Genomic DNA, 14,588 nt, shown 5'->3' on the forward strand with positions numbered 1-14,588 from the left:
CGGCCAAAAAAACACGAGATACACGGTGCGGCAAGCGATTGAAATAAGCTTCGAAAGAAACTTGAAAAAAAGAACTTGCAAAGTTGGTTCGGACATGATATTATATAAGAGTTGCTGAAGAGAACGACATTAGGCAACAAAATAAGTTTGATCTTTGAAAACTGAACAACGAGTGAGTAAACATTCTGCTTGCAGAATGAACGCAAAAGTTTGAGACAAGCCTTGGCTTGAATCGACTGGAGCACAAATGAGATTTTTAATCTCGTCAGATTCAAAATGAGCTTATCGCTCTTTTCAATACTTTATTGGAGAGTTTGATCCTGGCTCAGGACGAACGCTGGCGGCATGCCTAATACATGCAAGTCGAGCGGACTTGAAGAGAAGCTTGCTTCTCTGATGGTTAGCGGCGGACGGGTGAGTAACACGTAGGCAACCTGCCCTCAAGTTTGGGACAACTACCGGAAACGGTAGCTAATACCGAATAATTGTTTTCTTCGCCTGAAGAAAACTGGAAAGACGGAGCAATCTGTCACTTGGGGATGGGCCTGCGGCGCATTAGCTAGTTGGTGAGGTAACGGCTCACCAAGGCGACGATGCGTAGCCGACCTGAGAGGGTGATCGGCCACACTGGGACTGAGACACGGCCCAGACTCCTACGGGAGGCAGCAGTAGGGAATCTTCCGCAATGGGCGAAAGCCTGACGGAGCAATGCCGCGTGAGTGATGAAGGTTTTCGGATCGTAAAGCTCTGTTGCCAGGGAAGAACGCTTGGGAGAGTAACTGCTCTCAAGGTGACGGTACCTGAGAAGAAAGCCCCGGCTAACTACGTGCCAGCAGCCGCGGTAATACGTAGGGGGCAAGCGTTGTCCGGAATTATTGGGCGTAAAGCGCGCGCAGGCGGTCATTTAAGTCTGGTGTTTAATCCCGGGGCTCAACCCCGGATCGCACTGGAAACTGGGTGACTTGAGTGCAGAAGAGGAGAGTGGAATTCCACGTGTAGCGGTGAAATGCGTAGATATGTGGAGGAACACCAGTGGCGAAGGCGACTCTCTGGGCTGTAACTGACGCTGAGGCGCGAAAGCGTGGGGAGCAAACAGGATTAGATACCCTGGTAGTCCACGCCGTAAACGATGAGTGCTAGGTGTTAGGGGTTTCGATACCCTTGGTGCCGAAGTTAACACATTAAGCACTCCGCCTGGGGAGTACGGTCGCAAGACTGAAACTCAAAGGAATTGACGGGGACCCGCACAAGCAGTGGAGTATGTGGTTTAATTCGAAGCAACGCGAAGAACCTTACCAGGTCTTGACATCCCTCTGATCGATGCAGAGATGTATCTTTCCTTCGGGACAGAGGAGACAGGTGGTGCATGGTTGTCGTCAGCTCGTGTCGTGAGATGTTGGGTTAAGTCCCGCAACGAGCGCAACCCTTATATTTAGTTGCCAGCACTTCGGGTGGGCACTCTAGATAGACTGCCGGTGACAAACCGGAGGAAGGTGGGGATGACGTCAAATCATCATGCCCCTTATGACCTGGGCTACACACGTACTACAATGGCCGGTACAACGGGCTGCGAAATCGCGAGATGGAGCCAATCCCAACAAAGCCGGTCTCAGTTCGGATTGCAGGCTGCAACTCGCCTGCATGAAGTCGGAATTGCTAGTAATCGCGGATCAGCATGCCGCGGTGAATACGTTCCCGGGTCTTGTACACACCGCCCGTCACACCACGAGAGTTTATAACACCCGAAGTCGGTGGGGTAACCGCAAGGAGCCAGCCGCCGAAGGTGGGATAGATGATTGGGGTGAAGTCGTAACAAGGTAGCCGTATCGGAAGGTGCGGCTGGATCACCTCCTTTCTATGGAGAATCGTTTCCTGCAACGGAAACATTCAAATATGCAGTTCTTAGAACCTGCACACATTCATTTCGGTCCTCACTTCGGTGTGGATGAAATGAAGAGCAAAACACTCACTCGTTGTTCGGTTTTGAGAGCTCAAACTCTCAAACAGCTTGCTTTTGCATGGAGCTTGTTCTTTGAAAACTAGATATCGAAACGAAACAAACGCGAATTAGAACATTCCTTTAAGCTGAACTTGTGCAAACAAGTCAAGTGTTATAAGGTAGATTGCTTTTGTGATGGTATCGGGTGAGAGCGACTTTTGGCTTTGCGCAAGCAAAACAAGGGAAGCGAGCGACCGAAACCGGAACAAAAGGTTAAGCTACTAAGAGCACACGGAGGATGCCTAGGCGCTAGGAGCCGATGAAGGACGTGGCGAACAACGAAACTGCCTCGGGGAGCTGTAAGCAAGCTTTGATCCGGGGGTGTCCGAATGGGGAAACCCAGCTGGGGTAATTTCCAGTTACTCATAACTGAATACATAGGTTGTGCAGAGGCATACCAGGGGAACTGAAACATCTAAGTACCCTGAGGAAGAGAAAACAATAGTGATTCCGTCAGTAGCGGCGAGCGAACGCGGAGAAGCCCAAACCAGAGAGCTTGCTCTTTGGGGTTGTGGGACGTCTCACATGGAGTTACAAAGGAACCGGTTAAGCGAAGAGGTCTGGAAAGGCCCGCCAAAGAAGGTAAAAGCCCTGTAGTTGAAAGTTGGTTCCCTCCGAGACGGATCCCGAGTAGTGCGGGGCACGTGAAACCCCGTATGAATCCGGCAGGACCATCTGCCAAGGCTAAATACTTCCTAGCGACCGATAGTGAAGCAGTACCGTGAGGGAAAGGTGAAAAGCACCCCGGAAGGGGAGTGAAATAGAACCTGAAACCGTGTGCTTACAAAAAGTCAGAGCCCGTTTTAGGGGTGATGGCGTGCCTTTTGTAGAATGAACCGGCGAGTTACGTTCCCGTGCAAGGTTAAGGTGAAGAGCCGGAGCCGCAGCGAAAGCGAGTCTGAATAGGGCGACTTAGTACGTGGACGTAGACCCGAAACCGGGTGATCTACCCCTGTCCAGGGTGAAGGTGCGGTAACACGCACTGGAGGCCCGAACCCACGCATGTTGAAAAATGCGGGGATGAGGTGGGGGTAGCGGAGAAATTCCAATCGAACTCGGAGATAGCTGGTTCTCCCCGAAATAGCTTTAGGGCTAGCCTCGGAAAACAGAGTCGTGGAGGTAGAGCACTGATTGGGTGCGGGGCCCGCAAGGGTTACCAAGCTCAGTCAAACTCCGAATGCCATAGACTTACTTCCGGGAGTCAGACAGTGAGTGCTAAGATCCATTGTCAAAAGGGAAACAGCCCAGACCATCAGCTAAGGTCCCCAAGTGTGTGTTAAGTGGGAAAGGATGTGGAGTTGCACAGACAACCAGGATGTTGGCTTAGAAGCAGCCACCATTGAAAGAGTGCGTAATAGCTCACTGGTCGAGTGACTCTGCGCCGAAAATGTAACGGGGCTAAACACACCACCGAAGCTATGGCTTGATGCTTTGCATCAGGGGTAGGGGAGCGTTGTATAAGGGTTGAAGGTGTACCGTAAGGAGCGCTGGACATTATACAAGTGAGAATGCCGGTATGAGTAACGAAAAGATCAGTGAGAATCTGATCCGCCGAAAGCCTAAGGGTTCCTGAGGAAGGCTCGTCCGCTCAGGGTAAGTCGGGACCTAAGGCGAGGCCGAAAGGCGTAGTCGAAGGACAACAGGTCGAAATTCCTGTACCACCGTAAGCCGTTATGAGCAATGGGGGGACGCAGTAGGGTAGTGACGCGGACTGATGGATGTCCGTCTAAGCAGTGAGGCTGATGTGTAGGCAAATCCGCACATTGTAAGGCTGAGCTGTGATGGGGAGCGAAAATTATAGTAGCGAAGGTCATGATCTCACACTGCCAAGAAAAGCCTCTAGCCAGGTGATGGTGCCCGTACCGCAAACCGACACAGGTAGGCGAGAAGAGTATTCTAAGGCGCGCGGAAGAACTCTCGTTAAGGAACTCGGCAAAATGACCCCGTAACTTCGGGAGAAGGGGTGCCCCGGTAGTGTGAATAGCACGAGGGGGCCGCAGTGAAAAGGCCCAAGCGACTGTTTAGCAAAAACACAGGTCTGTGCGAAGCCGTAAGGCGAAGTATACGGGCTGACGCCTGCCCGGTGCTGGAAGGTTAAGGGGAGTGGTTAGGAGCAATCCGAAGCTGTGAACCGAAGCCCCAGTAAACGGCGGCCGTAACTATAACGGTCCTAAGGTAGCGAAATTCCTTGTCAGGTAAATTCTGACCCGCACGAATGGCGTAACGACTTGGGCGCTGTCTCAACGAGAGATCCGGTGAAATTTTAATACCTGTGAAGATGCAGGTTACCCGCGACAAGACGGAAAGACCCCATGGAGCTTTACTGCAGCTTGATATTGAATTTGGGTACGATCTGTACAGGATAGGTGGGAGCCTTTGAAACGTGAGCGCCAGCTTGCATGGAGGCAACGTTGGGATACCACCCTGATCGTATCTAGGTTCTAACCTGGTACCGTAATCCGGTGCGGGGACAGTGTCAGGTGGGCAGTTTGACTGGGGCGGTCGCCTCCTAAAGAGTAACGGAGGCGCCCAAAGGTTCCCTCAGAATGGTTGGAAATCATTCGAAGAGTGCAAAGGCATAAGGGAGCTTGACTGCGAGACCTACAAGTCGAGCAGGGACGAAAGTCGGGCTTAGTGATCCGGTGGTACCGCATGGAAGGGCCATCGCTCAACGGATAAAAGCTACCCTGGGGATAACAGGCTTATCTCCCCCAAGAGTCCACATCGACGGGGAGGTTTGGCACCTCGATGTCGGCTCATCGCATCCTGGGGCTGAAGTAGGTCCCAAGGGTTGGGCTGTTCGCCCATTAAAGCGGTACGCGAGCTGGGTTCAGAACGTCGTGAGACAGTTCGGTCCCTATCTGTCGTGGGCGTAGGAAATTTGAGAGGAGCTGTCCTTAGTACGAGAGGACCGGGATGGACGTACCGCTGGTGTACCAGTTGTTCCGCCAGGAGCACCGCTGGGTAGCTATGTACGGACGGGATAAACGCTGAAAGCATCTAAGCGTGAAGCCCCCCTCAAGATGAGATTTCCCAGTATGTAAGACCCCTTGAAGACGACGAGGTAGATAGGCTGGGGGTGGAAGTGCAGCAATGCATGGAGCTGACCAGTACTAATCGGTCGAGGGCTTATCCAATAGCAAGTTGTAATTCGCATGTTTCGTTTCGAATCTAGTTTTCAGGGAGCAATCCTTGAATGATGTTGATGATTGTTATTTGGAGAGATACCCAAGTGGCTATAAGGGGACCCTCTGCTAAGGGGTTAGACTGCGTAAGCGGTGCGAGGGTTCGAATCCCTCTCTCTCCGCCATCTTTACCTAAAGATGGACAAGCAATCAAGACACAATTAATATGGCGGTGTAGCTCAGCTGGCTAGAGCGTACGGTTCATACCCGTAAGGTCGGGGGTTCGATCCCCTCCGCCGCTACCATATTACCCAGGAGGCTTAGCTCAGCTGGGAGAGCATCTGCCTTACAAGCAGAGGGTCGGGGGTTCGATCCCCTCAGCCTCCACCATATACGCCGGTGTAGCTCAACTGGTAGAGCAACTGACTTGTAATCAGTAGGTTGGGGGTTCAAGTCCTCTCGCCGGCACCATTAATGCCTGGAACCGTGGTGTAGTTGGCCTAACATGCCTGCCTGTCACGCAGGAGATCGCGGGTTCGAATCCCGTCGGTTCCGCCATTAATCCTAAAAATTAAATATGGCTCGGTAGCTCAGTCGGTAGAGCAGAGGACTGAAAATCCTCGTGTCGGCGGTTCGATTCCGTCCCGAGCCACCTTTAATCCCTGGAGGATTAGCGAAGTGGCCAAACGCATCAGACTGTAAATCTGCTCCCGTACGGGTTCGGTGGTTCGAATCCATCATCCTCCACCAGTTTTATGAGTCATTAGCTCAGTTGGTAGAGCACCTGACTTTTAATCAGGGTGTCGAAGGTTCGAGCCCTTCATGACTCATCTTTAAGAAAAGAGTGATTAATCATTAATTTGATTAGTTGCTCTTTTTTTGTTATGTAATTTTAGCTCAATATGGATATTTATTAATGCTGGTCAAGATATGATAAACTAATAGAAAACATGCAGAGTGGTGACGTTCATTATATGAAGCTCATACCTGATTTAAAACAGCAAATTGAAGTCATTATAGGCACAACTTTGGACGAATATGAAATTACAATAGAAGAATGGATGCAATCTGTTGCCAATCTAGTTGGTAATCATGAAAATTCAGAGACCCTTGGTGATGAAGGTGAGCGTCAGGAGTTATCTGATCAATCTGCATCTCCAATTTCATCCGATGTGATCAGTTTGAATACGGGAAAGCGTATATTTTTTAAGGTTCGGATGAATGAGCAAGAAGAGACTGTCGTGTGTTGGGGATGCCCTGCAAAATCTATTACCGTGGAGACACGACAATTGATTGAGCTTTTGATCCGTACTAACACGGCTCTACCCGATGAGGTACAACCTGTTGTATATGAGAATGATAGGGAGCAGTATTTGACTGAATTGGGTCTCTGGCTTAAAGAGCAGATCGAAGAACCAACCAAGCAGGAATCTGAAGCGGTTCCTGATCGCTTTGTGGTGCCCGCAGGATTAAATGCTGAGAAAATTCTCTTCTTGCTGCAAGGGGATACACCGGATGCACATCGTTTACGATCCAAGGAACTCAACAAGTTGCTTGAGAGTTACTTTGGCGAGGAGATAGTCTTGATTCCTTTGGGGGAGCAAGAGTGGATTTTCATGGGTGATAAAGAAATTGTTACAGAAGAAGCCGAGGAAGATACAACGGAAGCCAAAAAGGATTCGCTGAACGCCTTTTGTCTGGGGTTGCATGAATTGGTTGCCAGTGAGTGGGCTGGGGTGTTCCATCTGTCCGCATCTCTGCCATGCATTCCTGCGCAACAACTTGTATCGGTCACAACTCTTCTTAGAGAAAGTGTTCACTTAGGGAGAGCATTCCATGTTACGCAGCATATTCATCTCCCATGGGATCTTCACCTGGAGCGGTTGGTAGCGAGCATTCCAGATGATCAACGTATACGTTTTATAAAGGAAACTGGCAAAGACACGGTGATCTTCAATGACAGTGAGACACTTGCTACGCTGGAGACCTTTTTTAGCCTGGACTGTAATGTCAGCGAGACAGCGAAACGACTTTTCATTCATCGTAATACGTTGGTTTATCGTCTGGACAAGATAAAACAGGAGATTGGTTACGATGTGAGGCACTTCGAAAGTGCTGTTCTAGTGCAGTTTTTACTACTAATGTACAAAGTGACGAAAAAGCATTGATATTTTTGTGCAGTTTGCGAATAGTCAAACCTCACGTAGATAGGGTATTATAAAAATACAAATTGTATTCGATTACAAAATGATCTCTGAGGAGGCAACAATCATGGCTGGAGTACGTTTAGAGCATATTTTCAAAAAATACCCGGGTTCTGATAAAGCAACTGTAGTTGACATTAACCTGGACATTAAAGATAAAGAATTTCTGGTACTGGTAGGCCCGTCCGGTTGTGGTAAATCAACAACACTTCGTATGATCGCAGGCCTTGAGGAAATTTCTGAAGGTAAACTCTATATCGGTGACCGTGTCGTTAATGATGTTGCACCTAAAGACCGCGATATCGCGATGGTATTCCAATCCTATGCCTTGTATCCGCATATGAGCGTATATCAAAACATGGCGTTTGGTTTGAAATTGCGTAAGGTTAAAAAAGATGAGATCGACAAACGTGTACGTGAAGCAGCTAAAATTCTGGATATCGAACATTTGCTTGAGCGTAAACCTAAGGCATTGTCCGGTGGTCAACGTCAACGTGTCGCTTTGGGACGTGCGATTGTCCGTGATCCACAAGTGTTCTTGATGGATGAGCCTCTCTCCAACTTGGATGCCAAACTGCGTGGTCAAATGCGTGCTGAGATCACTAAACTTGCGAAACGTTTGGAAACAACTGTTATCTACGTAACGCATGACCAGATCGAAGCTATGACGATGGGTGATCGGATCGTTGTTATGAAGGATGGTATCATCCAACAAGCAGCTTCTCCGGAAGAGTTGTACAACCTGCCGGCTAACCTGTTCGTAGCTGGTTTCATCGGTTCCCCGACAATGAACTTTATCTCGGGTAAACTCGCTGAGCAAGGTACTAGCATGCATTTCATAGCTCCTGGTGTGGATGTTGAAATCCCGCAAGGTAAAGCACAAGTGTTGAAATCTAGAGGATACATTGGTAAAGAAGTGATTCTGGGTGTTCGTCCAGAAGACATTCACGAAGAGCCAGTATTCCTGGAAGCATCCCCGAACTCTGTATTCTCTACACACGTAGATGTTACAGAGAACCTGGGTCACGAAATGCTCCTCTACTTGAGCGGTGTTGGTAATGATACAACGATCGCACGTGTAGACGGACGTTCTAACACTCGTGATGGTTCCACAGTTAAAATGGCCATCGACATGAACAAAGTTCATATCTTTGACAAAGAGACTGAAGTGAACGTACTTCTTCAAGACAAATAATACTGGGATTCCTCGGTGACGATGGAACCTGACAGTTAACGCAATTATACATTGTAATGAGAGCCCCTTCCGTTATTGCTGGAAGGGGCTTTTTTAAGATTAATGAATTTATAAGTTTCGGCAGAGTTGAAGGATTGATAATCGTAAGAAAAACACCCCTTAAACTACGAATGTAGTATCCTAGAAGGTGCTTCGATCAGAAGACTTTTCTTACTAATGGTTGTCGGAGGCTGCGATTGCATTCATCCCGGAATTCATTTAAGATTATTTGAAGGTCTGTCTTCATTTATTTGAGAGAATCGACTGTTGGAAGGGTATGCATTCTGTACCCCATGTTGTGAATGCGCTAATAATGGAAATAACTGATACACGATCTGATGTACATAGAGGGACAGCTAATGCTGAAAGGAAGAGACAAATGGCGAAAAAAGTGAAAGTATCTGAACTGGTGCAGCAATTTCAATTGGAGGTTGTTTCTGGATCTCACGGATTGAAAAGAGTCATTACGGTAGATGACCTGAACCGTCCTGGTTTGGAAATGGCCGGTTATTTTGAATACCATCCACAAGAACGGGTACAGCTGCTTGGAAGAACGGAGTTAGCTTTCTTTGCAATGTTACCTGAGCAAGAGCGGCGTGATCGTATGCAACGTCTTTGTACGGAAGAGACACCTTGTATCGTTGTCACGCGTGGACTGGAAGTTCCACAAGAGCTGATTGATATTAGTGAAGAACAGAATCTGGCTGTACTTCGCAGCAACATGGCTACAACAATTCTATCCAGCCGGATCACGGGATTCCTGGAAAAGAAATTGGCACCAACAGCAACCATTCACGGTGTACTTTGTGATGTCTATGGCGTAGGTATGCTGATCACAGGTAGCAGCGGTATTGGTAAGAGTGAAACAGCGCTTGAACTGGTGAAACGTGGACACCGACTGATTGCCGATGATGCGGTAGAGATCCGCCAAACGTCAGATTTTCAGTTGCACGGTACTGCACCTGAATTGATCCGCCACTTGCTCGAAATTCGAGGTGTCGGTATTATCAACGTCATGACATTGTTCGGAGCCGGTGCGGTTCGGAATAACAAACGGATTACTTTGGTTGTACGTCTGGAAGCATGGCAGCAGGATAAACAATATGATCGTCTGGGTCTGGATGAAGAGACTACACGTATCATTGATACGGATGTACCTCTTGTTACAATCCCTGTTCGTCCGGGACGGAACTTGGCGGTTATTATTGAAGTGGCAGGTATGAACTATCGCCTGAAACAGATGGGTCTGAATGCTGCACTGCAATTCACGAACAAGCTGACAGCAACCATCTCCGAAGATATGGAAGACATGGATTAAGAAACATTTTATACAAGGAAATGAAGATAAATGGTTGACATGTACTGCTTCTCTTAAGGCGCAGTGTATGCCAACCATTCGTCATGCGTGCGATTGATTGAATAAATAGGAGTGTGAATGAATGGATACATTATTACTGTTGAACCCGATTGCGTTCTCTATTGGAGCGTTAAAGGTTCACTGGTACGGGCTTATTCTTGGTGCTGCGGCACTTATAGGACTCCTGCTCGTGATCCGGGAGGGCAAACGTTACAATATTCCACAGGAAGTGTTCATGGACATGGTCTTGCTGGGCGTACCTTCTGCCATCATTGGTGCCCGCATTTACTACGTCGCATTTAAATGGGAAGATTATAAAGATAATTTCTGGGATGTCTTTAAAATATGGAATGGCGGTATCGCCATCTATGGTGCCCTTATTGGTGCAATCATCTGTGCAGTTATTTTCTTCCGTCGTAAAGGGTATAACTTCTGGCGTATGGCCGATATCTGTGCGCCTGGACTGCTCGTTGGACAGTTGATCGGACGCTGGGGGAACTTTGTGAATCAGGAAGCCTACGGCGGTCCTGTAGAAGAATCATTTTTGAGAGACAAGCTTCATCTGCCGGACTTTATTGTGAATCAAATGAACGTAGAGGGCGTATTCCACCATCCTGCGTTTTTGTATGAATCGATGTGGAGTCTCGTTGGTCTGGTCTTGCTGCTGGTTCTGCGTCGTCAGAAGTTTCTGCGTTCAGGTGAACTGTTCATGTCTTATTTCATCTGGTACTCTATCGGTCGTTTCTTCATTGAAGCTCTACGTACGGACAGTCTTGGCTTCCAAGCTCCGCAATGGGTTGCTTCATTAGTGAACGGGCTGTGGTCTCCAATGACTGCAATGGGCTTCGAACAAGGATATCTTGATCCTGCTTACGGTAACGTAAGAATCTCGCAACTGCTCGCGATTGGCATCATTATTGTTGCTGTTGTATTCATTGTGGTGAGAAGAGTGACAGGTAAAGCAGATGTTCGTTATAGTGATCCGATTGTATCGTCCAAGGTTCCTACTGATGATATGGAGCATACGGGAACGGTTACTGGCAAAGAGAACAAGGTAACACCTCCAGCCAAAGATGAATCCAAGCAAGTTGATGATAAAAAGGAGTAATGCAACATGATTGACAAGGTATTGTTCGATCTGGATGGAACGATTATTGATACCAATGAGCTGATTATCAGCTCATTCCAGCATGTCATGGGGGGATGGGAACATTCAGCTCCATGGACACGGGAACAGATCATTCCACATATGGGTGGCACACTGGAGCAGCAAATGCGCACTTTCTCCGGCCAGGAGGAAGTCTCCGAGTACGTAAAGGGTTACCGTGCCTATAATGATATCCACCATGAAGCGATGGTTAGACCTTTTCCACATGTTATTGAAGTAGTGGAGGCGCTACATCAGGCCGGCATTGTGATGGGGGTAGTCACAACCAAAATTCGTCCATCTACATTAAAGGTGTTGGAGCGTTTTGACCTATTGAAGTATATGAAGACGATTGTAACAGTAACTGACGTAACGAATCCGAAGCCGCACGCTGAACCTGTACTGAAAGCGATGACGGAACTGGGTGCAGATCCTGCCAAAACGTTAATGGTGGGTGACAGTCCAGTGGATATCCAATCGGCACAGAATGCGGGCGCACTCTCGGCGGGGGTTGCATGGTCTCTTAAAGGAGAAACAATCCTGAACGGATATGGACCCGACTATATGTTGCATGACATGAGAGACTTGTTGAAACTCATCCGTATTGAAACGGGACGTTCATGAGAAAAGTAACCCGCTATCCGGTAGAGGACCAGAATGCACTTTGGCATATCTACAAGACAGTGAGTCCGTGGAAGGGCGTTTGTAATTTTATCTGGATCCAGTTGTCACGTTATTGTCCAATCCTATCGGTGAAGAACTGGATTTACCGCCGAATGCTCGGTATGAAGGTGGGAAAACACACAGCCTTTGGCCTGATGGTGATGGTGGATGTGTTTTTTCCGGAGAAAATAACGGTCGGCGAAAACTCGGTCATCGGTTACAACACAACGATTCTCGCTCATGAGTATCTTATTAAGGAGTACAGACTCGGTGAGGTGATTATCGGGGAAAATGTACTGATTGGTGCTAACACAACGATTCTGCCCGGGGTAACCATAGGGGATGGAGCCGTTGTAGCTGCTGGAGCAGTCGTACATAAGGATGTTGCACCAGGAGCTTTTGTTGGAGGTAATCCACTTCGTGATTTATCCAGTGCGGCAGCTTCTACGGAAGAAACTGTCTTTAACACGGATGATTCTTCTCAGGGTAGTGTGCATTGAGTCAATAAAGTAATGAATGAAGATGGGTTGAAGTAAAAAGCTGCTTATGGCAGCTTTTTTCGTATATAAATACCGATTGGCGAGCGTAATGGTGTGCATATAAAACGATATGTCGATCCAAGGGCAATCAGGCTTTGGTATTGTTGACGGTAGTGCGGATTTCATGTTATCATATCCCATATCCTTTAGTTTGTTAGCACTTTACCATGTGAAAGTATTCTTGGAGAAATGAAGCATGATAAGGATTGGAATAAACCAATAGTTGAAGGCTTATGCGATAATACTGTGATTCAGGTTTATAAGATAGAATGGGGATTTACACTACATAAATCCTGTTGAAATAGAACGAGTGCAACTCTTAAATTACTGACTCGGGGTGAATATTACCAATGTCCAAACCAAAAGGTTTTGAAAAACCGACCGGATTCCGCGACTATACACCACATGTAGTATCCAAGCTGCGGACGATTGAACGCAATGTACTGGAATGTATGGAACGCTGGGGTTACCGTCAGATTATCACACCAACGATTGAATATTACGACACGGTAGGTGTGGCAAGCTCTACATCAGATCGCAAATTGTTTAAATTATTGAACAGCCGTGGAACCACGCTGGTGCTGAGATCGGATTTAACAGCTCCAATTGCACGTGTAGTTTCGTCCATGCTCAAAGATGAGCAGTTACCGCTACGTCTGTCCTACCATGCGAACGTATTTCGTTCCATTGAAGAGGAAGCTGGGCGTGAGGCGGAATTCTTCCAAACTGGCGTGGAGCTGGTAGGGGACGACTCACCTGAGGCGGATGCAGAAGTTGTTGCGCTTGCGATTGCCTCTTTGCAGGCAGCGGGAGTGTCTTCTTTTAAAATAGCGATGGGTCATATGGGATTCCTGAACGGATTACTGGAGGAAGTGATTCCAGGCCAGACCGCTGAGCAGGAGCAATTGAAGGAAGGGTTGCTCGGACGTGATTATGTCGGCTATCGCCAGTCAATTGAAGCATTGAATCTGGAGCCGAAGTTGAAAGAACAGCTTGAAGCGATCCTTCGTCTGCGTGGTGGCAAGGAAGTATGCACACATGCGGTAGAGCTAAGTTCAAGTGCTGAAGCAGCACAGTCGATTGCACATCTGTGTGCCGTATTCGAAGTGTTGGAAGCGTACGGTGTATCCGAGCATGTGCTGATTGATCTGACGATGATCGGTGATTTCTCCTATTATACGGGCATGACCTTTGAAGGGTATGCAGCCGAACTGGGATCTCCGGTATGTAGCGGTGGACGGTATGATAATCTCTTACAACAGTTTGGTCGTTCATTGCCAGCTACAGGATTTGCACTGAAAACGAACCGGATTATTGACGGTGTTCATGGCATTACGATTGAAGAGAAAAAAACGATACTTATCCAATATACCCCGAAACGTCGGGCTGAGGCACTAACAGAAGCGGCAAGATTACGCAGTATGGGACAAAATGTAGTGACACTCCTTCTTCCTGAAGATGGGGCTGGGGCAAGTGCCGTATCGGTTGAAGCAAGAACCGTTCACGCTGAGCAGGTTATTACTTACGGATCTGAAGAAGGAGGACGCTGAGATGTCGGATATTCTGAAGGTGGCCATGCCGAAGGGCCGAATCTATAAAAAAGCCTCCAAATTGTTCCGTGAAGCGGGGCTGGATATTCCAGAAGATGTGGACGATACACGCAGATTGGTCATCGAAGTACCGGAAGCGGGAATGGAATTCATTATGGCGAAGCCAGTAGATGTTCCAACTTATGTGGAGTACGGTGTTGCCGATATCGGAATTGTTGGTAAAGACGTGCTACTGGAGGAAGATCGGGATGTGTACGAACTGTTGAATCTGGGAATCGCTCAGTGCCGTATGTCTGTGATCGGACTTCCAGACTGGAAGCCAGGCATCCAGCAACGTGTTGCAACGAAGTATCCGAGGATTGCTTCGCAGTATTTCCGGGAGCAGGGACAGCAGGTCGAGGTGATCAAGCTGAATGGTTCCATTGAGCTGGCACCCCTGATTGGTCTGGCAGACCGGATTGTCGATCTGGTGGAGACTGGTCAGACGCTGCGAGAGAACGGACTGGTGGAGATGACAGGCATTCTGGACATCACGAGCCGTCTTATCGCCAATCGGGTAAGTTATCGGATGAAAAATGCACGAATCCAGGCTTTGTGTGATGCACTTCAGCAGGTCATACCGGCATCGAATGAGATATCGGCGGGAAGCTTTCGGGGATAAATTACTACGTTGGAAACATAGATGAGAAACATACAAAGCAGAAGCAGAAGCAGAAGCAAAATTAAGAGTAAGAGACAAAATAAAGAAGCAAATCGGCCACATGAAGGCA

At 47.9% G+C, this 14,588-nt stretch carries 8 protein-coding genes, 8 tRNA genes and 2 rRNA genes; all 18 read left to right on the forward strand.

Translation table 11 applies throughout. The features are described from left to right. The first annotated feature begins 302 nt into the window (after window positions 1-302). A 16S ribosomal RNA gene (locus tag EL84_RS08995) occupies window positions 303-1,855 on the forward strand. Between the two features lie 355 nt (window positions 1,856-2,210). After that, window positions 2,211-5,136, forward strand: a 23S ribosomal RNA gene (locus tag EL84_RS09000). The 16S and 23S rRNA genes sit together here with 8 tRNA genes alongside, the layout of an rRNA operon. A gap of 81 nt (window positions 5,137-5,217) precedes the next feature. After that, window positions 5,218-5,309, forward strand: a tRNA-Ser gene (locus EL84_RS09005). Between the two features lie 43 nt (window positions 5,310-5,352). Continuing rightward, a tRNA-Met gene (locus EL84_RS09010) sits at window positions 5,353-5,429 on the forward strand. A gap of 9 nt (window positions 5,430-5,438) precedes the next feature. Further along, a tRNA-Val gene (locus EL84_RS09015) sits at window positions 5,439-5,514 on the forward strand. A gap of 5 nt (window positions 5,515-5,519) precedes the next feature. Further along, a tRNA-Thr gene (locus EL84_RS09020) sits at window positions 5,520-5,595 on the forward strand. 9 nt (window positions 5,596-5,604) lie between these two features. Continuing rightward, window positions 5,605-5,682 (forward strand) — tRNA-Asp (locus EL84_RS09025). A gap of 21 nt (window positions 5,683-5,703) precedes the next feature. Beyond that, window positions 5,704-5,776 (forward strand) — tRNA-Phe (locus tag EL84_RS09030). Window positions 5,777-5,788: 12 nt separating this feature from the next. Then, window positions 5,789-5,874 (forward strand) — tRNA-Tyr (locus tag EL84_RS09035). A 7-nt stretch (window positions 5,875-5,881) separates the two neighbouring features. Continuing rightward, a tRNA-Lys gene (locus tag EL84_RS09040) sits at window positions 5,882-5,954 on the forward strand. A 144-nt stretch (window positions 5,955-6,098) separates the two neighbouring features. Then, window positions 6,099-7,292, forward strand: a complete 1,194-nt coding sequence (locus tag EL84_RS09045) for a PucR family transcriptional regulator (protein WP_053061435.1) — start codon at window positions 6,099-6,101, stop codon at window positions 7,290-7,292. Window positions 7,293-7,395: 103 nt separating this feature from the next. Next, window positions 7,396-8,523 (forward strand): ABC transporter ATP-binding protein, encoded by a 1,128-nt coding sequence (locus EL84_RS09050; RefSeq protein WP_017691279.1) that lies wholly within the window; start codon window positions 7,396-7,398, stop codon window positions 8,521-8,523. A 418-nt stretch (window positions 8,524-8,941) separates the two neighbouring features. After that, window positions 8,942-9,880: an HPr(Ser) kinase/phosphatase gene (hprK, locus tag EL84_RS09055; RefSeq protein ID WP_017691278.1), complete on the forward strand. Its 939-nt coding sequence runs from the start codon at window positions 8,942-8,944 to the stop codon at window positions 9,878-9,880. A gap of 121 nt (window positions 9,881-10,001) precedes the next feature. Further along, window positions 10,002-11,027: a prolipoprotein diacylglyceryl transferase gene (gene lgt, locus EL84_RS09060; protein ID WP_047841444.1), complete on the forward strand. Its 1,026-nt coding sequence runs from the start codon at window positions 10,002-10,004 to the stop codon at window positions 11,025-11,027. Between the two features lie 6 nt (window positions 11,028-11,033). After that, window positions 11,034-11,690: a pyrophosphatase PpaX gene (ppaX, locus tag EL84_RS09065; RefSeq protein WP_047841445.1), complete on the forward strand. Its 657-nt coding sequence runs from the start codon at window positions 11,034-11,036 to the stop codon at window positions 11,688-11,690. Beyond that, window positions 11,687-12,229: an acyltransferase gene (locus tag EL84_RS09070; RefSeq protein ID WP_047841446.1), complete on the forward strand. Its 543-nt coding sequence runs from the start codon at window positions 11,687-11,689 to the stop codon at window positions 12,227-12,229. The genes ppaX and EL84_RS09070 overlap by 4 nt, the downstream gene beginning before the upstream one ends. A gap of 389 nt (window positions 12,230-12,618) precedes the next feature. Further along, window positions 12,619-13,818 (forward strand): ATP phosphoribosyltransferase regulatory subunit, encoded by a 1,200-nt coding sequence (locus EL84_RS09075; RefSeq protein WP_047841447.1) that lies wholly within the window; start codon window positions 12,619-12,621, stop codon window positions 13,816-13,818. Between the two features lies 1 nt (window position 13,819). Continuing rightward, the gene (gene hisG / locus EL84_RS09080; protein ID WP_036674770.1) at window positions 13,820-14,479 is read left to right on the forward strand and encodes an ATP phosphoribosyltransferase; all 660 of its coding nucleotides are present in this window, start codon (window positions 13,820-13,822) and stop codon (window positions 14,477-14,479) included. Window positions 14,480-14,588: the final 109 nt, after the last annotated feature.

This window comes from Paenibacillus sp. VT-400 (assembly GCF_001029205.1).
In the GTDB taxonomy this organism is placed as follows: Bacteria; Bacillota; Bacilli; order Paenibacillales; family Paenibacillaceae; genus Paenibacillus; species Paenibacillus amylolyticus.